This is a genomic window from Streptomyces sp. P13-3-3, assembly GCF_050571355.1.
GTDB lineage: Bacteria > Actinomycetota > Actinomycetes > Streptomycetales > Streptomycetaceae > Streptomyces > Streptomyces althioticus.
Genome location: NZ_CP192228.1, coordinates 3,711,273 through 3,730,968 on the forward strand (window position 1 = coordinate 3,711,273; position 19,696 = coordinate 3,730,968).

The 19,696-nt window shown below is 72.6% G+C and carries 19 protein-coding genes; 12 read left to right on the forward strand and 7 right to left on the reverse strand.

The window, feature by feature from the left end:
* The 5 genes from ACQZOG_RS17025 (at position 1) to ACQZOG_RS17045 (ending at position 4,253) form a co-directional block, all read left to right on the forward strand.
* A complete protein-coding gene (locus ACQZOG_RS17025; protein WP_430741622.1) occupies positions 1-1,137 on the forward strand; it encodes a putative T7SS-secreted protein in 1,137 nt (378 codons plus the stop codon).
* Positions 1,134-2,450, forward strand: coding sequence for a hypothetical protein (locus ACQZOG_RS17030; protein WP_430741623.1), 1,317 nt, complete (start codon positions 1,134-1,136; stop codon positions 2,448-2,450). The genes ACQZOG_RS17025 and ACQZOG_RS17030 overlap by 4 nt, the downstream gene beginning before the upstream one ends.
* Positions 2,447-3,061, forward strand: coding sequence for a hypothetical protein (locus tag ACQZOG_RS17035; protein ID WP_033272549.1), 615 nt, complete (start codon positions 2,447-2,449; stop codon positions 3,059-3,061). The genes ACQZOG_RS17030 and ACQZOG_RS17035 overlap by 4 nt, the downstream gene beginning before the upstream one ends.
* Before the next feature lie 7 nt (positions 3,062-3,068).
* Complete coding sequence (locus ACQZOG_RS17040; protein ID WP_033272548.1) at positions 3,069-3,659, forward strand: hypothetical protein; 591 nt, start codon at positions 3,069-3,071, stop codon at positions 3,657-3,659.
* A gap of 360 nt (positions 3,660-4,019) precedes the next feature.
* Positions 4,020-4,253 (forward strand): hypothetical protein, encoded by a 234-nt coding sequence (locus ACQZOG_RS17045; protein ID WP_033272547.1) that lies wholly within the window; start codon positions 4,020-4,022, stop codon positions 4,251-4,253.
* A gap of 30 nt (positions 4,254-4,283) precedes the next feature.
* Here ACQZOG_RS17045 and ACQZOG_RS17050 read toward each other — a convergent pair whose 3' ends face one another.
* The 3 genes from ACQZOG_RS17050 to ACQZOG_RS17060 all read right to left on the reverse strand — a co-directional run bounded on the left by ACQZOG_RS17050 (position 4,284) and on the right by ACQZOG_RS17060 (position 6,417).
* Positions 4,284-4,628: a hypothetical protein gene (locus tag ACQZOG_RS17050; RefSeq protein ID WP_351033120.1), complete on the reverse strand. Its 345-nt coding sequence runs from the start codon at positions 4,626-4,628 to the stop codon at positions 4,284-4,286.
* Positions 4,629-4,717: 89 nt separating this feature from the next.
* Positions 4,718-5,770 carry a hypothetical protein gene (locus ACQZOG_RS17055; protein WP_430741882.1) on the reverse strand — a complete coding sequence of 351 codons (1,053 nt, stop codon included), beginning with the start codon at positions 5,768-5,770 and terminating at the stop codon, positions 4,718-4,720.
* A 2-nt stretch (positions 5,771-5,772) separates the two neighbouring features.
* Positions 5,773-6,417 (reverse strand): hypothetical protein, encoded by a 645-nt coding sequence (locus tag ACQZOG_RS17060; protein WP_406716418.1) that lies wholly within the window; start codon positions 6,415-6,417, stop codon positions 5,773-5,775.
* Positions 6,418-6,668: 251 nt separating this feature from the next.
* On the opposite strand from ACQZOG_RS17060, the gene ACQZOG_RS17065 reads away from it, so the two are divergent.
* The 4 genes from ACQZOG_RS17065 to ACQZOG_RS17080 all read left to right on the forward strand — a co-directional run bounded on the left by ACQZOG_RS17065 (position 6,669) and on the right by ACQZOG_RS17080 (position 12,306).
* On the forward strand, positions 6,669-9,680 hold the full coding sequence (locus ACQZOG_RS17065) for a BTAD domain-containing putative transcriptional regulator (RefSeq protein WP_037641002.1): 3,012 nt from the start codon (positions 6,669-6,671) through the stop codon (positions 9,678-9,680).
* Between the two features lie 13 nt (positions 9,681-9,693).
* Positions 9,694-10,431 (forward strand): prepilin peptidase, encoded by a 738-nt coding sequence (locus ACQZOG_RS17070; RefSeq protein WP_193466741.1) that lies wholly within the window; start codon positions 9,694-9,696, stop codon positions 10,429-10,431.
* A 68-nt stretch (positions 10,432-10,499) separates the two neighbouring features.
* On the forward strand, positions 10,500-11,699 hold the full coding sequence (mqnC, locus tag ACQZOG_RS17075) for a cyclic dehypoxanthinyl futalosine synthase (RefSeq protein ID WP_193456051.1): 1,200 nt from the start codon (positions 10,500-10,502) through the stop codon (positions 11,697-11,699).
* Between the two features lie 7 nt (positions 11,700-11,706).
* Complete coding sequence (locus ACQZOG_RS17080; RefSeq protein WP_391604858.1) at positions 11,707-12,306, forward strand: imidazolonepropionase-like domain-containing protein; 600 nt, start codon at positions 11,707-11,709, stop codon at positions 12,304-12,306.
* A gap of 18 nt (positions 12,307-12,324) precedes the next feature.
* On the opposite strand, the gene ACQZOG_RS17085 is transcribed toward ACQZOG_RS17080, so the two are convergent.
* Positions 12,325-13,314 (reverse strand): chitinase, encoded by a 990-nt coding sequence (locus ACQZOG_RS17085; protein WP_430741883.1) that lies wholly within the window; start codon positions 13,312-13,314, stop codon positions 12,325-12,327.
* Between the two features lie 234 nt (positions 13,315-13,548).
* Between ACQZOG_RS17085 and ACQZOG_RS17090 the strand changes: the two genes are divergently transcribed.
* Positions 13,549-14,244 carry a demethylmenaquinone methyltransferase gene (locus tag ACQZOG_RS17090; protein ID WP_033272540.1) on the forward strand — a complete coding sequence of 232 codons (696 nt, stop codon included), beginning with the start codon at positions 13,549-13,551 and terminating at the stop codon, positions 14,242-14,244.
* On the opposite strand, the gene ACQZOG_RS17095 is transcribed toward ACQZOG_RS17090, so the two are convergent.
* Both ACQZOG_RS17095 and ACQZOG_RS17100 read right to left on the reverse strand, forming a co-directional pair.
* Positions 14,231-14,584, reverse strand: coding sequence for a PASTA domain-containing protein (locus ACQZOG_RS17095; RefSeq protein ID WP_430741624.1), 354 nt, complete (start codon positions 14,582-14,584; stop codon positions 14,231-14,233). The genes ACQZOG_RS17090 and ACQZOG_RS17095 overlap by 14 nt on opposite strands.
* 111 nt (positions 14,585-14,695) lie before the next feature.
* On the reverse strand, positions 14,696-15,229 hold the full coding sequence (locus tag ACQZOG_RS17100) for a GNAT family N-acetyltransferase (protein WP_245657350.1): 534 nt from the start codon (positions 15,227-15,229) through the stop codon (positions 14,696-14,698).
* 71 nt (positions 15,230-15,300) lie between these two features.
* Between ACQZOG_RS17100 and ACQZOG_RS17105 the strand changes: the two genes are divergently transcribed.
* Together ACQZOG_RS17105 and ACQZOG_RS17110 are read left to right on the forward strand one after the other, a co-directional pair.
* Positions 15,301-16,584: a geranylgeranyl reductase family protein gene (locus tag ACQZOG_RS17105; RefSeq protein WP_033272538.1), complete on the forward strand. Its 1,284-nt coding sequence runs from the start codon at positions 15,301-15,303 to the stop codon at positions 16,582-16,584.
* A 167-nt stretch (positions 16,585-16,751) separates the two neighbouring features.
* Positions 16,752-18,437, forward strand: coding sequence for a hypothetical protein (locus ACQZOG_RS17110; RefSeq protein WP_193466738.1), 1,686 nt, complete (start codon positions 16,752-16,754; stop codon positions 18,435-18,437).
* 301 nt (positions 18,438-18,738) lie between these two features.
* Here the strand turns inward: ACQZOG_RS17110 and ACQZOG_RS17115 are convergent, their stop codons facing one another.
* Positions 18,739-19,569 carry a C40 family peptidase gene (locus tag ACQZOG_RS17115; RefSeq protein ID WP_033272536.1) on the reverse strand — a complete coding sequence of 277 codons (831 nt, stop codon included), beginning with the start codon at positions 19,567-19,569 and terminating at the stop codon, positions 18,739-18,741.
* Positions 19,570-19,696 lie beyond the last annotated feature (127 nt).

Below are 19,696 nucleotides of genomic sequence, written 5' to 3' on the forward strand. Positions count from 1 at the left end.
GTGTGCAGCAACGAGTTCGCCTCGGAACTCCACCGCGCCCAGCAGATGGCCGACCAGGCGCTGAAGGACGCCGAACAGGCCGACGAGAGCCTGGGGAGCGCGCGCCGGTCCCTGGACGGGCTGCCGGACGACACCCCGGACGACGACCCGGACCGCAAGCGGCACACCGACCGGCAGAAGGCGGCGACGTCCGCGCTGGCCGACGCGAAGAAGGCGCTGGCGGCCGCCAAGGGCATCCGTGACCGCGCCGCGCAGGCGGCGGCCGACGCCATCCACGACGTCATCGAGAACGACGGACTGAAGGACGGCTGGAAGGACAAGTTCAAGAACTGGGTCCACGAGAACGCCGGCTGGCTCAAGGAGATCTCCAAATGGGCGGGACGCATCGCCCTGTGGGCCGGAGTGGCGGCGCTCGCGCTCGGCTGGATCCCCGTCATCGGGCAGGCGATCGCCGCTGTCGCGGGCGCCATCGCCCTGGCGGCCAGCGTCGTCGCGCTGGCGACCGACCTGGTGCTGGCGCTGGGTGGTGAGGGCAGTTGGAAGGCCGTCGTCCTGGACGCCGTCGGTGTCGCCACCTTCGGCGTTGGGCGGGCCGCGATGGCGGGCGCCAAGGGCGTGGCCGCCGGCAGCAAGGCGCTGGCCCGCAGCAACCTGTACAAGAACGCCGTGCGGTCCGGCATGAAGACCAACAAGGCGTGGAACCTCGCCAACCGCGGCGCGCAGGGTTCGATCCGCGGCAAGGACGCGGCCCGCGCCATGGCCACCATGCCCAAGGGCAAGCTGCCGAACTGGAGCAACATCAAGGAGGGCTTCAGCCCGTCCGCCATGGCCCGGGATACGGTCGACGGCGTGAAATCCATCCGCAACGCCTTCTCCCGGGAGGGCTGGCGCGAGGGCCTGAGCGGCATGGCGGCCCCCCGGTCCGCCGGCACCCTGGACCCGGACCTCGCCCGCACGGCCGCCGGACTCGACGGCATCGCCCCGGCCGCCCGTGAGTTCCCCGCGGTCAGCAACGCCCTGAACAACTTCACCGGCCAGACCAACGTGTGGGCGGGCTCCACCGCCGCCGGTGTGGTCGCCGGCGCCGAGGGCGCCTACGGCACGGTGACCTCCGTCGCCGACAAGGTGACCCCGTGACCGAGGCGCCCGCTCTCCGGCCGGCCGCCGGACGCGGTCCCGGGCTCGAACGGTGTCACGGCTCACGGCTCTCCGCGGAGGACGGCGCCCTCGTGCTCCGCGCCCGGGGCCGTACGCGCCGGGTGCCGGTCGGGGACGGCGGTGTCGCCCGCGCGGTGTTCGTCGACGCGGCGCCCGCGGACGCCGGCCGCGACGAGCCCGGCCGTCCGGGCGCCTGGGGCGAGGTGCGGCTCCAGGACCGGGGCGGTACGCAGGTCGCCCGCATCCCCCTCGGGGAGTGGCTGCCGGAGGCGCCCGCGCTTCCGGAGCGTGCCGTGCAGGGGGAGCAGCTGCTGGAGCGTACGGGCGTGGCCGGGCTGTTGAAGGCCGCGGGCGTGCCGCTGCACGTCGCGCGGGACCGGAACGACCCTCGGGCGGGCTCCGGAAAGGGAGGCGTCTCCCTCGGGCCCGGCCCGGCCTTCCCGCTCTGGTACTGGTGCGTGCGCGGCGCCGCGGGGACGCTGTGGTTCTCCGCGTTCACCGTGGTCGTCTTCTCCGACACCGTGCCCGGGTGGCTCGTCCTGCTGCTCGCCCTCACCGCCCTGTGCGGGCCGGTGACGCGGTTGGCGCTGCGCGCCTGGACCCGGCTGCGGGCGGGACGACGGCGGATCACGGTCGTCGAACGCGTCGCACCCGATCCGGCGGCCGGGACCGGGGCCACGGTCCGTTTCCTGCGGGACACCGAGCTGCGGGTGCAGGACCGCGACCTGGTGCTGCGGGACCTCGGCGGCCAGGAGTACTGGTTCGCCCGCTCGGGACCGCACGCGGTGACGCGGCTGGTGAAGGTGCTCGACGGCACCGGACGGCCGGTCGGGGCGGAGCTGCGGGGGCCGGGCGAGCAGGTGCGGGCGGTGCTCCCGTGGGACCTGTGGTTCGGCGGTGCGGGCGGCGCCGACGGATGGTCGCGGCTGTGCGGCGCCTCGGGCCTCGCGGTGTCCGAACGCCGGCTCAGCGGGAAGCGGACCTGGCCGAAGGGACCGGTGCTGGGCACCGGGCTGCTGCCCCGCACCGGCCGGGACGCCCGCCGGACGGCACGCTTCCCCGGCACGGCGGCGGGAGTCTCGTCCACCGCCGTCATGGCCTTCGGGAACCTCTTCTCCGTGATCCAGGGCGTGCGCGTCGCCGACACGGCGGCAGGCCCCGCGGCCGTCGCCGCGGGGGCTCTCGGCCTCGTCCTCCAGGCCGTGCCGCACGCCGTGCACGAACTGCGCGGACGGCTGGTGCTCGACCGGCCCGCGGCGGAGCGTACGACGAACGAGGAGGCCCGGCGATGACGACCCGCCCCGAGCACGACGAACCACCGTCCGACTACCGGCTCCTGCTGCCCGACGGCTGGTTCCGGATCCTCCTCGACCCGGAACAGCGGGACCGGTCGGTCGACGCGCTCGTGGAACGACGCTTCCAGGGCATCGACAACGCCCCTCACCTCAAGGACGAGATGCGCGCGGATCTGCGCCGCCGGGCCGCCGAGGCCTACCACGGCGGTGGCATCGAGCTGTACCTCAGCTTCCAGGAGGCCGGACCGCTCACGATCCCCGCCTCACTCCTGGTGAGCCTCGCCCCGCTGCGCGGCCCCGAGCCGCTGTCGCCGCACGACCTCGCCGGGGCGTTCGCGAAGGGCGCGGAACCGGACGAGGACGACACGAAGGTGAGCGTCGAGGAACTGGCCGCCGGCACCGCCGTACGCGTCCGGTCCACCACGCGGCCCACCGAGCGGGAGCGGCAGGAGGGGCAGCGCGCCTCCGTCTCGGTGGAGTACCACGTGCCGGTCCCCGGCAGCGCCCAGTACCTGCTGCTCACCTTCTCCACCCCGCTGGAACCCGTCGCCGACGCCATGGCCGGGCTGTTCGACGCCATCGCCTCCTCGCTGACCTGGACGGAGTGAACCGCCGATGACCGACGACCTGTCGACGCTGGGCCTGGAGTGCTCGGAGGACTGGGTGCCGTTCCCGGTGACCGGCACGATCGACCTGTCCTACTGGGCCAGGTACCAGGCGGAGGAGCTCGTCGAGCGGTACGCGCGGGACGGGGAAAAGGGCAACGCCCCAGCGCTGGCCCGCGATCTGGAACGCGCGGCGGCCGACAGCCGGAGCAGGGAGCCGCTGGGCGCGTTCGGCTGGTACATCAGCGGGCACCAGACCGTGGCGGCGGTGCTGGAACTGGACGCGATCCACCCCGACGAGACGTATCCCGAGGTGACCCTCGACCTGCTCGCCGAGTCGATGTCCGCGACGGACTTCGGGCCGCCGGACGTCCGCCGCGTGCGGCTGCCGCTGGGGGACGCCGTACGCATCCGGCAGAACCTCGTCGAGGAGCGCAAGCGCCTGTTCGGGCCGCGCCCCGTGGTCCGCACCCTGTTCCACGGCGTACGCCCGCCGACGACCGACGCGGCCGTCACGCTGATGGTGTCCTGGACCGAACCGGTCCTCGACGAACCCCTCGAAGGCATCGTGGACGGCATCGCGCGGACGCTGAAGCTCTGAGCGGCGGACGTCCCGGCCCGAGACATTCGGGAAACCGGCACAGGGTTCACGAGTACACCTCACGCTGTTTACGCGAGCACGCGAATTCACCGGCCGTGACCGCGGCGAGGGGGATTCCGGTCAATCGGGTGTGAAGGCCCTGCGACCTTTTCCCGCTGTTCCCGTCACACCTGTGACGTGCGGGGCGTGTGGGGGTGGACCGCAGTCCGGACGGCGCTGGTCGGGTGTATCCCCGCGTGCTTTGATCGAGTGGTGCTGTTCGTTCGTCGTGGACCGGCGATTTTCCTGGTCCGACCTTCCGTGACGGGAATCGACGGACATTCCGCGACGCATTGTCCGATACGAAGGGAACGCGCCCCCATGAACCTCGCCCCCCGGGTGGAAACCGCCGAAATCTCCGACGCCGACCTGGACCTCGTCTCCGGCGGCCAGGCGGGCGGTGGCGCCGGCCTCGACATCGGCGTCCACGCGGAGCCGGGCGCGCTCGGCATCCACGTCGAGGCCGGGAACCTCGCCCTCACCGCCGGTGTGGGCGCCTCGGTGTCCGCGCAGGGCATCGCCGTGGACGGCCACCTGCACGCGTCGCTGTACTGAGCCCGCGACGCGGGTCCGGGGCCGGGGAGTTCACTCCTCGGCCCCGTTCCCCTTTTTCGGGCGCTTGTCCTCGACCCGCATCTTCTCGTTGACCTGCTTGGTGAGTTCGTTCTCGAGCTTGTTGAATTCACGGACCACCGCGTCGGACATGTCGGCGAGCGCGTCGAGCTGCTGCGTGATGTCCTCGCGCCCGTCCTCCCAGTTCGACTCGAAGTCGGACAGCGCGTCGTTCACGCTGCCGTCGCCGATGTCGTCCTTGTACGAGTCGAAGAGCTTCTTCGTGTGGTTCATCCGCTTCTTCAACGACCGCAGCCGGCGCCCGTAGTCCTCCAGATCGGACAGCGGAAGCGCGAGGTCGCTTTTACCCTCACCCACGTGAATCCCCCCTCGGTAGCCCGTGGCCGACCCTTGCCTTCAGCAGGGTACGGCTTTGGGCGGTCGGAGGTCCGGGCCGCGGTTCTTGTTCACCGGTTGATCGACTGGATCTCCTGGACCGTCATGTCCTGCGTCGTCTCGAACGTGCCGTCGGGGAGGTCGCCCCGGGCGCCGCCCGTGCCCTCCCAGGAGATCTCCCAGGTGATGGACGCGGTCAGGCGGTACGGGTCTCCGCCCGAGGCGCGCAGGTAGCGGATTCCGCACGGCGGGGTCCTGTCGGCGTTGCCGCGGGTGTACGGCGTGCCGATGGAGCCGTCGGCGTTGATCGCGCAGTCGCCGGTGGCGGGGTAGGTCTCCGCGTCCTTCGTGCCCGGGTCGAGGTGCAGTGCGACGGGCTTGGCGGTGGTCTCGGCCCACAGGGCCGTGCCGGGCAGTTCGGCGCGCACGCTGATCTCACGGAACGTGCCCCGGTCGAGCCAGATCCAGGTCGGCAGGTTCACCGTGGACCGGTTCGCCGGCCTCAGTTCGATTTCCGTCTCCGGAACCTTGACCTTGTCGTAGGCGTACGCGGCGAGAACGTCCGGTGTCGGAGCCTCCGGCTCGTCGGGGACCTCGCCCGCGTCCTGCCAGAACATGAGGCGGCTGCACAGCGAGGTGTCGTCGAGGGCGGACCAGTCAGGGGCGACACCGCGCCAGAAGTAGCCGTCCTTGCCCAGGTTGTAGTTCTCGTAGCCAGGCACGGTCGCGGGTGTGCCGAAGTAGTTCCGGGCTTCCTTCCCGTCCCTGAAGTGGTCGGTCCACAGCCCTTCGCCGTACCAGCCCTGTCGGATACTGACGTCCCCGGCTGCCTCTGTCTCCGCGAAGTTCTTCAACTGCTCCGGGGTGAACACTGGTTCGTACCAGCAGGGCGGAGGTTCCCAGGTCGGGTCGATCGACGACAGGATGCCCCTGCCGCCGGTGGGGCCGCTGGTCTGAGTGACCTTGATGCGGGACGTCGATGCCTTGGCCGTCAGTTCGTTGCCCTCGACTCCGCCGGCGGGACCGTCGCCACGGGTGCCGCCTCCGCCGACGGCGTGGGCGGTTCCCGGCGTCAACAGCGCCATGGCCAGGACGAGGACGGCTGGTACGAGAGCGCGACGCATGCTCACCGCTGGCAGCCTCCCCGCTCCGACCGGACGGAGACCGTCTGCCAGACGCCCTGCTCGTTCTTCGTCATCGAGACGGAGTAGAAGACCTCGGGGTCCGTGCCGGGCGGGTTGCCCTGCACCTCACCGGTCTTGAGGTTCTTCGTCGACGCCTTGCTCTCGTCGGTGCAGTAGTTCAGTACGGCGTTTCCACCTCCGGAGCCGAGAACGACCTCGGGGTCGAAGACGGGCAGGTCACCGATGACCGTGAGGTTCTTGTCGGTGTACGTCTTGATCCACTGCTGGGCCTGCGAAAGACCTGATGCCGTGTGGTAGAAGACGAGCGCTTCGCTGTCGAGGTCGTTGTCGATGATGGCCGCGTACCCGGACCGCAGTTCCTCCTTGCCGTCGTCGAGGACGGCCTGCTCCTCGGACTTGTCGCTCCTCCAGTCCTGGAAGGTGAGTCTGAAGCTGCTCGGGAGGGTGATCTCCGGGCGCTTCGCGCCGGGCGCGGCCGAGGTCGGCGCCGATGCCGACGGGCTCGGCGAACCGGATTCCGCTCCCTTGATGTCGTCCGGGGATTCATCGCCTCCGCAACCGGTCAGCAGCAAGGCCGTCGTCGCGGTGAGAGCGGTAGCGGTGATGGTGAAGGCGCGGCGAGCCACGGACGATTCCCCCTGATGTCGGCTGGGTGTAGCTGTCACCGACGCTAACAAGGCTGTTTGTGAGGCATCGGCGGGTTGTGTGGGGGACGTGGGAAGTGTGCCGTCACTGTGGCGAACGGCACGGCACGGCCTGGACACCCGCGGACTCCGCGTTCCGGAGAGCGGCCGTACCCCTTCGACTGCGGCCATTCGAGTCAATAAGATCCCCGTAGTCCCGATGACCCCTTCCTCCCACACCCAGGACACCCGCCATGCCGCGACGCCGCAGTCCCAGCCCGTCCAGCTCGACGGCTCCGAGGAACCGCACGCCGCAGCCGGTGCGGGTGCGGCAGCGGACGTTCGGGGACTTCGTGAAGGCGTTCCTGGCGTTCGTGGCGCTGGCCGTGCTGCTCGTCGGGGTGCCGGCGGCGCTGGCGATGACGGCGGGCTGGCCGTTCCCGGAGACGTTCGAGCCGATGGAGTGGCTCAAGCAGGACATCTCCGTCTCGACGTTCCTCTCCATCCTCACGTTCGTCGTCTGGCTCGCCTGGGCGCAGTTCACCGCCTGCGTGCTGGTGGAGATGAAGGCCGCGCTGTCCGGGGTCGGCGTGCCGGGGCGGGTGCCCGGCGCCGGGCCGAGCCAACTGCTCGCCCGGCAGCTCGTCGCCGCGCTGCTGCTCGTCGGCGCGACCGCCGCCAGCTTCACGCCCTCGCTCGCGCAGCTCGGCCAGACCTACGACGACAACCAGCGGCCCACCGTGGCCGCCGCCCAGCAGACGCCCGGTCTCTTCGCCCAGCAGCAGGAGCAGGCGGCCGACACCGCGGCCGCGGTCGCCGAGCAGGCCTCGCACACCGAGGCGACGCCCGCGGCCGCCAAGAAGCAGGGCGACACGAAGTTCTACCGGATCCAGCCGCCGGAGGGGCGTCACCACGACTCCCTGTGGGAGATCTCCGAGCGGCACCTGGGCGACGGTCGCCGCTACAAGGAGATCTTCGAGCTCAACAAGGACCGTGTGCAGCCGGACGGTTCGCGGCTGTCCGAGGCCAGTCTGATCCGGCCCGGCTGGATCATGGAGATGCCCGGCGACGCGCGCGGCGGCGACCTCGTCGAGATGCCGGACGACGCCCCCGAGGTGTCGCCCGAGGTGAGCCAACAGATCAGCGACTACGCGAAGACCGGCGACGGCGGCCGGGCACAAGGCGGCGGCCAGGAGCAAGGCGGCGGCCAGGAGCAGGGCGGCGACCAGGCGCAGGGCAGCGGCAGCGGCAGCGGGGGAAGCGGCGGCGGCACCGCTCACGTCGACCTGCCCCAGCAGCGCCCCGCCCCCGACACCGGCCACGCCGACCTTCAGCGCCCCGCCCCGGACCAGGTCGCCACACCCGCCCAGGACTCCTCGTCCTTCGGACTGCCCGAGGCCCTGCTGACCGCGCCCCTGCTCGCCGCCGGTCTGCTCGGGGCGCTCGGCCACCGGCGCCGCCAGGCGCTGTGGCAGTCGGCGTTCGCCGGGATCGGCGGCCGGCGCGGCATGGAGCCGCCCACGCCCACCGGCGACGCCCTCGACGCGCAGGACGCGCTGCTGGTCGGCGCCGACCCCGAGGGCGTACGGCTGCTCGACCGGTCGCTGCGCGGGCTCGCCGCGTCGCTGGCCGCCGAGTCCCGTCCGCTGCCCACGGTCTACGCGGCCTGGATGAGCAACGGCGACCTGCACCTCCAGCTCGCCCAGCCGTCCGGCAAGCCGCCGACCCCGTGGCAGCTCGGGCAGGACCAGACGTTCTGGATGCTGGCCCGCGCCGACGCCGAGACGTACGAGGAGGCCGACACGGCCGCGCCCTACCCGGGCCTGGTCAGCCTCGGCACGATGGACGACTCGCGGCTGCTGCTCAACCTGGAGTCGGTCCCCGGCATCGTGTCGCTGAGCGGCCGTGAGGAGGACCGCGCGGCGGTGTTCGCGTCCGTCGCCGCCGAACTGGCCACCAGCGGCTGGTCGGACCGCATGACCATCACCCTCGTCGGGTTCGGCGAGGACCTCACCGCCCTCGCGCCCAGCAGGCTGCGCCACCTCGACGGCATAGAGGCGCTGATCGAGACGATGGAGGCGGAGACCCGGCAGCGGCGCGGCGCGCTCGGCGCGGCCGGCCACGACTCCGTGCTGACCGGCCGCACCGGCCCTGCCCAGCACACCCGCTGGGCCCCGCACCTGGTGCTGCTGGCCGCCGAGCCGTCCCCCGAGGACGCGACGACGCTCGCCGAACTCGCCGCCGACGCGAGCCGCCTCGGCATCGGCTACCTCGTCGGCACCGGCAGCGGTGAACTGCCGGGCGCCGCCTGGGAGATGGAGATCACCGGCGAGGGCCGGCTGCTCGCACCGCTGCTCGGCCTCGAACTCGACGCGCAGCTCCTGCCCGCCGCCCAGCGGCGCGCGGTCGTCGAGCTGTTCACCGACGCCGACCCCGAGCACGGCCCCGACGGGCCCGGCACCACCCCGCCGTTCCTCGTCGACATCAGCGAGCAGGGCCGGCCCGCCGTGTACGCGCGGCTGGTCGGGCCGTACGAGATCATCGGCCTGGAGACGCCGGACGGCGAGCGGAGCGCGCTGCTGCACGAGGCGCTGGCGCTGCTGCTCCTGCACCGCGAGGGCGTGCACCCGCGGGTGCTGTCCTCCGCGCTGTGGCCGCGCGGCGTCACCGACGACGTGCGCGAGGCGCTCCTCGACCGGCTGCGGGACTGGCTCGGCACCGACCCCGACGGCAGCCCGCGGCTGCGCACCGACGACGCCGGCCGGCTCACCCTCGCCAAGTCCGTGGTGTCCGACCTGGACGTGCTGCGCTCGCTGTACCACGAGGCGACGCAGGGCAAGGGCGTCGACAGCCGGGCGGTGCGCGGGCGGCTGCTCACCGACGCGCTGGTGCTGGTGCGCGGTCCGCTGCTCGCCGACCGGCCCGAGGGCCGCTACCGCTGGCTCACCCACGAGATCGTCGACGCGCAGCTCCCGCTGCTCGTCGCGGACACCGGCCTGGCGCTCGCCGAGTTCCACATGGAGAAGGACCGTGCGGAGAAGGCCATCGAGGCGCTGAACGCCGCGCTGCGCACCGCCCCGTCCGACGAGCGGCTGTGGAACGAACTGCTGCGCGCCACCCACGCCCTGGACGACCCGGAGCGGCTCACCTCCCTCGCGTCCGACCTGGTGACCCGCAGCGGGGCGCGCGGACTGCCGCCGCGCACCGAGGCGCTGCTCGACGAACTGCTGCCGGCGTGGCGCGACGCGGTCGCCGCGGCCGGCTGAGCGGCCGTACGGGATGACCGACGGCCTGGAGTACGCGCTGATCGCCGTCGCCGCCCTGTGGGGCGCGGCGGCCGGCGCGCTGCTGCCCCGCGCCGCGCACCGGTTCGCCGTCCCCGCCGGGGAGGAGTGGCGCACGGCGTGCCCGCAGGGGCACCCGCTCACCGGCTGGCTCGGCCCGGCCCGTTGCCGGACGTGCGGAGGAAGCCCGTACGGGTCGGGTGCGGCCGTCCCCGTGACGGTCACCGCGCTGGTGTGCGCGGCGCTCGCCGCCGCGACCGGTACGCGGCCGGAGTTGGGGGTGTGGCTGCTGTTGGCGCCGGCGGGCGTGCTGCTGGCGACCGTGGACTTCCGGGTGCAGCGGCTGCCCGACCCGCTCACCCTGCCGTTCGCCGCGACGGCCCTGGCGCTGCTGGGCCTGACCTCGCTGGTCCCGGAGCACGCGGGGGAGTGGACGACCGCCCTGCTCGGGGCGCTCGCGCTCGGCGCCGGCTACTTCGTGCTGTTCCTGATCAACCCGGCCGGGATGGGCTTCGGCGACGTGAAACTGGCCCTCGGCGCGGGCGCGGTCCTCGGCTGGTACGGCTGGCCCACCGTGCTGCTCGGCACCCTCGCCGGGTTCCTGTGCGGGGCGCTGTACGCGGGCGCGCTCGTGGTCGCCCGCAGGGCGGGCCGCAAGACGTCGATCCCGTTCGGCCCGTTCCTGATCGGCGGGGTCTTCGCGGGGCTGCTGATCGGCGCGTACACGGCCTGACGTCAAGGGGCGCAACCGGCTGACGTACGCTGATTCCGTCCGTCCACACCCCTGCGAAAGGGACACCGGTGACCGAGAAGGCCGACCTTCAGCCCGTCCTCGACCGTGCCGCCGCGGGTGGGCGGATCACCCCCGAAGAGGCCCTGGTCCTCTACCGGGACGCCCCGCTGCACGCCCTGGGCGCCGCCGCCGACGCGGCCCGCCGCCGCCGGTACGCGGGCATTGAGCACATCGCCACGTACATCATCGAGCGGAACATCAACTACACGAACGTGTGTGTCACGGCGTGCAGGTTCTGCGCGTTCTACGCGGCCCCCAAGGACACCGCGAAGGGCTGGACCCGCGACCTCGACGACATCCTGCGCCGCTGCGCGGAGACCGTCGAGCTGGGCGGCACGCAGATCATGTTCCAGGGCGGCCACCACCCGGACTACGGCGTCGAGTACTACGAGAAGCACTTCGCGGCCATCAAGAAGGAGTTCCCGCAGCTCGTCATCCACAGCCTGGGGGCGAGCGAGGTCGAGCACATGGCGCGGATCTCGAAGGTGAGCGTCGAGGAGGCGATCACGCGGATCCACGCGGCCGGTCTCGACTCCTTCGCCGGCGCCGGCGCCGAGCTGCTCCCGGAGCGCCCGCGCAAGGCGATCGCCCCGCTGAAGGAGTCCGGCGAGCGCTGGCTGGAGATCATGGAGATCGCCCACAACCTGGGCGTGGAGTCCACCTCCACCATGCTGATGGGCACCGGCGAGACCAACGCCGAGCGGATCGAGCACCTGCGGATGATCCGGGACGTGCAGGACCGCACGGGCGGCTTCCGTGCGTTCATCCCGTACACCTACCAGCCGGAGAACAACCACCTGAAGGGCCGCACGCAGGCGACGCTCTTCGAGTACCTGCGGATGATCGCCATCGCCCGGATCTTCCTGGACAACGTGGCGCACATCCAGGGCTCGTGGCTGACCACCGGCAAGGAGGTCGGCCAGCTCTCCCTGCACTACGGCGCGGACGACCTCGGCTCGATCATGCTCGAGGAGAACGTGGTCTCCTCGGCCGGCGCCAAGCACCGGTCCAACCGGCTGGAGATCATCGACCTGATCCGCAAGGCGGACCGGGTCCCGGCGCAGCGCTCCACGACGTACGAGCACCTGGTGGTGCACGACGACCCGGCGAACGACCCGGTCGACGACCGCGTGGTCTCGCACATCTCGTCCACCGCCATCGAGGGCGGCACGGCCCACCCGGAGCTGAAGCTCCTGCCCGCCAACTGACCGGCCCGTGCTGACCCTTCACGCCGCCGAGGCGTCGCCCGAGGCCGCCGTCCTGGTCGACGGCGCGCACCTCGCGGCCGTCGGCCCGTACGAGGAGCTGGCCGCCGCGCACCCGGACGCCCGGGTGCGGAGGTGGCCCGGCATCCTGACGCCCGGACTGCTCAACCCGTACGGTCCGGAACTGCTGGAGCAGGCCTACCACCCCGACCCGCGCGAGGCCGACCGGCTCGGCACCGAGCCGCTGTTCGGGCTGCGGGCGCGGGCTCTCCTCGCCTCCGCGCCCACCGCGCGGGGCGCCAGCGCGCGCCGCGGGGTGCAGCGCCTGCTGGCCCACGGGACGGTCGCGGTCGCCGGGGAGATCCGCGGCCGTGAGGCCCTGGACGCGGTGCGCAGGGCGGGGCTCGCCGTAGGGGCACGCCCGGCCACGCTCCCCGGAACCCCGTCGCTCTCCCCGGTGCCGCTGGTCCTGCTGCCCGCGCTCACCGCCGGGGGCCCCGCCCGGTTCGCGGTGTTCGACGTGGAGGACCGCGACGCCCTGGTCCGGCAGGGCGCGGCCACCTGCGTGGCCACCGTGGTCGGCGGCCGCCTGGTCCACCGGCGGCGCTGACCGCACGGCCGCCCGCCCTCAGCCCGCCAGCGTGTCCCCGAACTTGCCGGGCTCCTGCTCCACCCCGCTGCAGTCGGTCAGCGGGTCGTCCGCGGCGCCCCCGTCGCAGGGGCGGTCCCGGAACGCCGACCAGACCGACACCCACGCGACGCCGTGGTCCTCGGCGAAGGCCCGCACCTGTGCCGCGTCCTCGAGCGTGAACGTCTCGTTCTCCACGTCGTTGACGCCGAGCATCGGGGTGAGCGCCATGCCCCGCCAGGCGGCGGCCTCGGACAGCCCGAAGACGTCCCGCAGCTGGGCGTGCGCCGACCGGGCGGCGGTGAGCGCGTAGTCGCCCATGTCGCCGTCGTAGGACTCGGCGTAGTTCATCGTCATGAGGTTGACGGTGGCGACGTCGACCTCGTGGTCGTTCGCCGACTCCAGCAGCGCCAGGCTGTCCTCGTCGAGCCCGGACGGCATGACCGGGAGGGTGAACGTCACCTCCAGGCCGTCGCGTTCCTCCTGGAGCAGGGCGATCGCCTCCGAACGCCGGTCCACCGAGGCGCGGTCCGTGAGTTCGTCGCCCTCGACGTCGAAGTCGGCGAGGGTGGCGCCGGCCGCGTCCAGCGCCGCGCCGTACGCCTCGGCCAGGTCCTCGGCGGTGTCGCAGACGGCCGCCAGTTCGTCGCCGTGGGCGCCGCCGAAGGAGACCCGCACATCGGCGCCGCCGCGGGTGAGCGCCTCGATCCGGGACGTCACCCGCGCGTCGTCGACGTCCTGGACACCGTCCCAGGCCGGGGTGCAGCCGCCGTCGGAGGCGATGACGAACGCCAGGTTGTACGCCGTGGGGGAACCCGCCGTGTCGGTGCCGGAGGCGGTGGAGGCGTTGACGTAGGGGGCGTACGCGACCGGCGCGGAGGACCCCGAGGCCGAGTCCGCCGCGTCGTCCCCGGCGGAGCAGCCCGTGCCGGCCAGGGCCAGGGCGGCGAGGAGGGCGAACCCGGCGGCGGAGGACAGCGGACCGCGCATCGGGTTCGTTCCGTTCTCGGGGCGGCGGAGGAAGGGGGTGATCATGACACGGGATTCTGCGTGGTGTCCTGGGATGAACACCCGGATTTCGGTGATTCCCGGCGGACGGCCGGGTTCGTGTGATCCCGGGCGGAACCCTCAGGGTACGCAGGTCCGGTCGCCGGCCGGAGGAGACCGCACGGCCCGGGACGAGCCGACGCCTCCGCCGGACGGGCGGGCTGCAAGAATGACCCCGTGACCCGCGCATCCCTGGACAAGCAGCCGCACGAAGTCGCCTCGATGTTCGACGACGTCGCGGAACGGTACGACCTGACCAACGACGTGCTGTCCCTCGGACAGGACCGGCGCTGGCGCAAGGAGGTCGCGAAGGCGGTCGACGCCCGTCCCGCGCAGAAGGTCCTGGACCTGGCGGCCGGCACCGGCACCTCCTCCCTGCCCTTTGCCCGCACCGGCGCCTACGTCGTGCCCTGCGACTTCTCCCAGGGCATGCTCCGGGTCGGCAAGCGGGCCCACGCCTGGCTGCCGTACACGGCGGGAGACGCGACCCGGCTGCCGTTCAAGGACGACGTGTTCGACGCCGTCACCATCTCCTTCGGCCTGCGCAACGTGCAGGACTTCGACGCGGCGCTGCGCGAGATGCACCGGGTGACCCGGCCCGGCGGGCGCATCGTCATCTGCGAGTTCTCGCACCCGACGTGGACGCCGTTCCGCACGGTCTACACCGAGTACCTGATGCGCGCGCTGCCGCCCGTCGCGCGCACGGTGTCCTCGAACCCGGACGCGTACGTCTACCTCGCCGAGTCCATCCGCGCCTGGCCCGACCAGCCCGCGCTGGCCGAGCGGCTGAAGGGCGCCGGCTGGTCCAAGGTGGCCTGGCGCAACCTCACCGGCGGCGTGGTGGCCCTGCACCGGGGCTTCAAGGCGAGCTGAGCACCACCAGCGGCGGCAGGGCGCCCGGTTCCTCCAGTTCGCGCCGCGGTCCGCCCGGCGGAGGCAGCGGACCGCGCGGTTCGCGCACCCCTCCGCCGCCCTCGCCCTCGCCGAAGTCCAGCCACACGTGCACCACGGAGTGGCGGGGCACGGGCGTGCCGGGCTGCGGGTACTGGCGCACCACGTAGTCCACGACGGTGTGCGGGAAGTCCGGCCTGTCGGGCGCGTCGACGACCAGGCCACGCGCCCGGGCCGACTCGCGCGCGTCGACGGCCATCAGTCCGACCAGGCGCGGCACGCGCACGTCGCCGCTCCCGTGTCCCTCGGGTGTCCTACGCATGGACGTCACCCCCAGCGGTACCGGCAGGGTAGGCCGGGGGAGCGCCCGACGGAAGCACTGCGTGATGATCCGTGACATATCGCTACGCAGCGTTACCGCGGGAGGGGTGTGTCAGAGGTCGAGGCGGTAGACGTGGGCCTCGGCCTTGGACACCGGCGTAGTGAACGTCTCCGCGAGCCGCATGCCCAGCCGCCGCGTCACCGCGATCGAGCGGGTGTTGGCGGCCTTCACCAGCGCCACCACGTCCGTCAGGCCCGCCGCGCGCACCCGGTCCAGCGTCTGGAGGGCGGCCGCCGTGACGTAGCCCTTGCCCCAGTGCTCGCGGGCGAGCCGCCAGCCGATCTCGATCTCACCCGTCGGCCCCCACTCGCGCTCCCAGGGCTGGGCGCCGGTGAAGCCGACGACCTGCCCGTTCTCGTCGAGGACGCTCCACAGGCAGAAGCCCAGCTCGGCGTCGTGCCGCCGCTGGCGGGCGGTGAGTTCCTCGTAGACCGACAGCTCCGCAGGCCGGCCGCCGTGGAACTCCATGACGTCGGGGTGGGCGAAGACGCGGTGCCAGGTGACGGCGTCCTCGTCGGTGGGAACCCGCAGCCGTACGGCGGGGAGTGCTCGGTCCACGGGGCAGCCCTTCAGCCGGGTGATCACGTCCGCTGAATAGACTGCCTGTGTCCAGTGCCGGTCGGCACGAAGATTTCGAACTCTGGGGAGATCCCGCCGTGACCGAGCCCCTCTCCGACAACACCGCAGATGTGATCGTCGTGGGCGCGGGGCCAGCCGGCTCCACCACCGCCTACCACCTGGCCCGGTCCGGCCTCGACGTCCTCCTGCTGGAGAAGACCGAGTTCCCGCGCGAGAAGGTGTGCGGCGACGGCCTGACCCCGCGCGCCACCAAGCAGCTCGTGGCGATGGGCATCGACATCTCCGAGGAAGCCGGCTGGCTGCGCAACAAGGGTCTGCGCATCATCGGCGGCGGCGTCCGCCTCCAGCTCGACTGGCCGGATCTCGCCTCCTTCCCGGACTACGGGCTGGTGCGCAAGCGCGACGACTTCGACGAGCAGCTCGCCCGGCAGGCGCAGAAGGCGGGCGCCCGGCTGTACGAGCGGTGCAACGTGGGCGCGCCGATCATCGACGACCGCACCGGCCGCATCACGGGCGTCAAGGCCAAGCTCGGCGAGGAGAAGCGGGAGGTCACCTTCCACGCCCCGCTGGTGGTGGCCGCCGACGGCAACTCCACCCGGCTGTCCCTGGCGATGGGCCTGCACCGGCGCGAGGACCGCCCGATGGGCGTCGCCGTGCGCACGTACTTCACCTCGCCCCGCCACGACGACGACTACCTGGAGTCCTGGCTGGAGCTGTGGGACCGGCGCGGCCCGCAGGACCGGCTGCTGCCCGGCTACGGCTGGATCTTCGGCATGGGCGACGGCACCTCCAACGTCGGCCTCGGCGTGCTCAACACCTCCGACTCGTTCAAGGAGCTGGACTGGCGCGAGGTGCTCAAGGCCTGGTGCGCGTCCATGCCGGAGGAGTGGGGCTACACCCCCGAGAACATGACCGGCCCGATCCGCGGCGCCGCGCTCCCCATGGCCTTCAACCGCCAGCCGCACTACACGCGCGGCCTGCTGCTCGTCGGCGACGCGGGCGGCCTGGTCAACCCGTTCAACGGTGAGGGCATCGCCTACGCGATGGAGTCCGGGCAGATCGCCGCCGAGGTCATCGTGCAGGCGCACGCGCGGTCCACCCCGGCCCAGCGGGAGATCGCCCTCCAGCGCTACCCGCGCGTCCTGAAGGACACCTACGGCGGCTACTACACGCTCGGCCGGGCCTTCGTGAAGCTCATCGGCAACCCGAAGATCATGCAGATCGCCGCCCAGCGCGGCCTGACGCACCCCATGCTGATGAAGTTCACGCTGAAGCTGCTCGCCAACCTGACCGACCCGACGGGCGGCGACGCGATGGACCGCATCATCAACGGCCTGAGCAAGGTGGCCCCGAAGGCGTGAACCACCGGGCGCGCGACCGGAGTCGGCGGGCATGTCCGGCATCTCCGGGCGCGGCGCCGGATCGTGATCGTCGCGTGACGCGTCCGTGAACAACTGATCGACTCCGGGCGGTGTCGAACGGGACGTGACCCAGCCGGGCACGTCCCGTTCGACGAAAGAGCCTTTTCATGACACAGCAGGCGAGACGGCTGCGCGCGCGGCTCGCGGCGCTGGGGGCGGTGGGCGCCACGGCGCTGGCCGCGGCCGGGGTGCAGGGCGCGGCCCACGCGGCCGAGGCACCCCTCCCGGTGGTGATCACGGGCGAGGACCGGGTGGACCTGTCCCTCCACTCGGACAACGGCGACCCCACGGAGCCCCAGGTCGACCTGCGGATCGACGTCCCGGGCGAGGAGTTCGAGGGGGACGGCGAGGTCCCGTCGGTGCACCGCGGGGAGTACACGATCCGCATCGACGCCCGCGGGCTGAAAGGCGTCGCGAAGGCGGACCTGCCCTGTGAGGCCGACGGCCTGGTCGCGGTGTGCACGGGCTACGACCTGTACGCGGGCACGACCTTCAACCGCGTCGGCGGCATCCGGCTGGACCTGTCCGACGACAGCGAGGCAGGCGACACGGGGAAGATCGTCGTCACGGGTGAGGGCGAGGGCCTGGACTTCACGCCGCTCACCGTCGACGTGCGCGTCGGCGGGCCGGAGCTGCTGAACCGTGAACTCTCCGCGCCTGACGGCCTGAAGGCCGGCGACGACTTCGAGCTGCCTCTGGGAGTGATGAACGTCGGCGGGCTGCCGGCCGAGGGCACGGTGCTGCGGCTGCTCGGCTCGCGCGGACTGTCCTTCCCCGACGCTTACGGCAACTGTTCCTCGTCCGAGATCAACACCGGGGACCTGCTGCGGCAGCGCACCGAGGTCCTCTGCACCTTCCCCGGCACCCTCGACGCGGGAGCGGCGTACAGGCTGTCCCGGCAGGTGCGGGTGCAGACGGCGGACTTCGCGCTGAACGACATCTTCTCCTACTCGTTCGATCCCCTGGAGCCGGGCGAGGAGAAGAAGATCCACCGGGGCGAAGGGCGCCGGCAGGGCAGCGGACCCGACCTGACGCTGGAGCGCGTGGCGGACGCCGACCCCGCGCGGTACACCAAGTACGCCGAGCTGGACCTGCCGAGGACCAACACCTACGACCTGGAGCTGACCGGCGCCTCCGCGTCCGGAGAGGCCGGGGAGAAGGTCGAGGTCGAGATCGGCTTCCGGAACAACGGGCCGGCCTGGATCGGCGGCCTGCGGTCCGGCGGAGAGCCGTTCACCTTCACCGTGGCCCCGCCCGCGGGGGCGACGTTCACCAGGACGCCGGAGAGGTGCACGCCCGCCGGCGTCAACGGGAGCGACCCCGCCTACCTCTGCTTCGCTCCCACCCCGATGCTGGAGGACGCCCGGCTCACCTTCCCCTTCGAACTGCGCGTCGACCGGGTCGTGGAGGGCGCCAAGGGCCGGGTCGCCCTGCCCGACTGGGACAACCCCTACGACTCCGACCCGGCCAACGACGTCGCGTGGATCGTGCTGAACGCTGCCGAAGAGCCGGGCGACGACGGCACGGGCGGCTCCGACGGCGGCCCCTCGGACGACCCGACGGCCCCCGGCTCCGGTGACGGCGACGGATCCGGCGGCGACGCGGTCGACGAGGGCACCGGCTCCGCGTCCGGCGGCGGTTCGGGCGACGACGCGGACGGCGGCCTGGCGCTCACCGGCGCCCAGGGCGTGGGTCTGCTCGGCGGCGCCGCGGCGCTCGCTCTGGGGCTCGGCGCGGCGGTCGTGACGTACCAGCGCCGTCGTGCCGGCCGTGACGGAGAGGCAGCCGTCTGACGTACGCGTCGCTGTGACGCCCCTGTGGGGGCCGGAGTCCGCCTCGGCGGCCCTCCGGCCCCCGTCGTGGTTCCGGGGCCCCGTGAGGGCCTGTCACGGGGCGCGCCGGACGCCACGGCAGCTCGGGGCGCGCCGCCAACGCACGGAATCCGGGGTGCAATTCGGGCAATAGGGTGATCTTGCCTCGCCGACGGGCCGAGAAGCACGGGCCGAGAAGGACGGGCCGAGAAGCACGGGCCGAGAAGCACGGAGGGCCGCCGCCTCGCTGAGGCAGCGGCCCTTCGGTCCGTGAAGGCGCGGATCAGAGCACGCGGACGGCGCCCGACGCCGGGTAGCCGGAGAGGTCCTGGATGACGACGCCCTTCGAGGGGTTGGCGGCGTCCAGGTACTGGCCGTTCCCGATGTAGACGCCCACGTGGTACGCGGAGCCCTTGCCGCCCCAGTACAGGATGTCGCCGGCCTGGATCTGCGACAGCGGGATGTCCGTGCCCACCATCGACTGGTCCTGGGAGACGCGCGGCAGGTCCACACCGACCTGCTTGAACGCGGCCTGCACCAGGCTGGAGCAGTCCCAGGCGTTGGGGCCGGTGGCGCCCATGACGTAGGCGTCGCCCACCTGCGCCTGGAGGAAGGCGAGCACGGTCGCGACGCTGCCGCTGGACGGCGTGGAGACGCTCGCGCTCGCGGTCGTGGTGAGCGAGGGGCGCTCGGCGTCACGCGCCGCGCGCTCGGCCGCCGCCTGGCGGGCCTCCTCGGCCGCCTTCTTCCTCGCCTCGGCCTTCTTCTTGGCCTCCGCCAGGTCCGCCTTGGCCTGCTTCGCGGCCTCGGCGGCCGCCGCGTCACGCTCGGCCCGCAGCTGGTAGTTCGCGGCCGCCTGCTGGGTGGCGTCCGCGGACTGGGCGACCTGGGCGGCCAGGTCGGCCGTCAGGGTGGGCAGTTCGAGGGTCTGCGTCACCGGCTCGGCCGCGTTGGCCGCGCTGGACGCCCCGGCCACTGCCAGGGTGCTGAGGACGCCACCGGCAACTCCGGCCCGCACAGCGATCGTGGAGGTCGCGGTGCGGCGGGGCTTCCGGTGGCTGCGTATGTGAGCGGTGTGGGACATGGGAACAACCGGTACCAGGGGCTGCTTCATATCTTCAAGAAACGTGTGCTGCGCCACAGTTGTTCAATCGAGGCCCCAAATTCCCCGCGCGACCCCCTCCATTGACGCCACAACGGACATTGCGGGCGGCCGTGACCGGGCCGTGATCACGCACTTT

Coding starts and splice junctions, on each gene's coding strand:
- ACQZOG_RS17055 (WP_430741882.1), bottom strand. CDS start 5,770: ATGCGTCGCGCTCTCGTACCAGCCGTCCTCGTCCTGGCCATGGCGCTG.
- ACQZOG_RS17115 (WP_033272536.1), bottom strand. CDS start 19,569: ATGAAGCAGCCCCTGGTACCGGTTGTTCCCATGTCCCACACCGCTCAC.
- ACQZOG_RS17110 (WP_193466738.1), top strand. CDS start 16,752: ATGACACAGCAGGCGAGACGGCTGCGCGCGCGGCTCGCGGCGCTGGGG.
- ACQZOG_RS17040 (WP_033272548.1), top strand. CDS start 3,069: ATGACCGACGACCTGTCGACGCTGGGCCTGGAGTGCTCGGAGGACTGG.
- ACQZOG_RS17065 (WP_037641002.1), top strand. CDS start 6,669: ATGCCGCGACGCCGCAGTCCCAGCCCGTCCAGCTCGACGGCTCCGAGG.
- ACQZOG_RS17095 (WP_430741624.1), bottom strand. CDS start 14,584: ATGCGTAGGACACCCGAGGGACACGGGAGCGGCGACGTGCGCGTGCCG.
- ACQZOG_RS17070 (WP_193466741.1), top strand. CDS start 9,694: ATGACCGACGGCCTGGAGTACGCGCTGATCGCCGTCGCCGCCCTGTGG.
- ACQZOG_RS17085 (WP_430741883.1), bottom strand. CDS start 13,314: ATGCGCGGTCCGCTGTCCTCCGCCGCCGGGTTCGCCCTCCTCGCCGCC.
- ACQZOG_RS17035 (WP_033272549.1), top strand. CDS start 2,447: ATGACGACCCGCCCCGAGCACGACGAACCACCGTCCGACTACCGGCTC.
- ACQZOG_RS17045 (WP_033272547.1), top strand. CDS start 4,020: ATGAACCTCGCCCCCCGGGTGGAAACCGCCGAAATCTCCGACGCCGAC.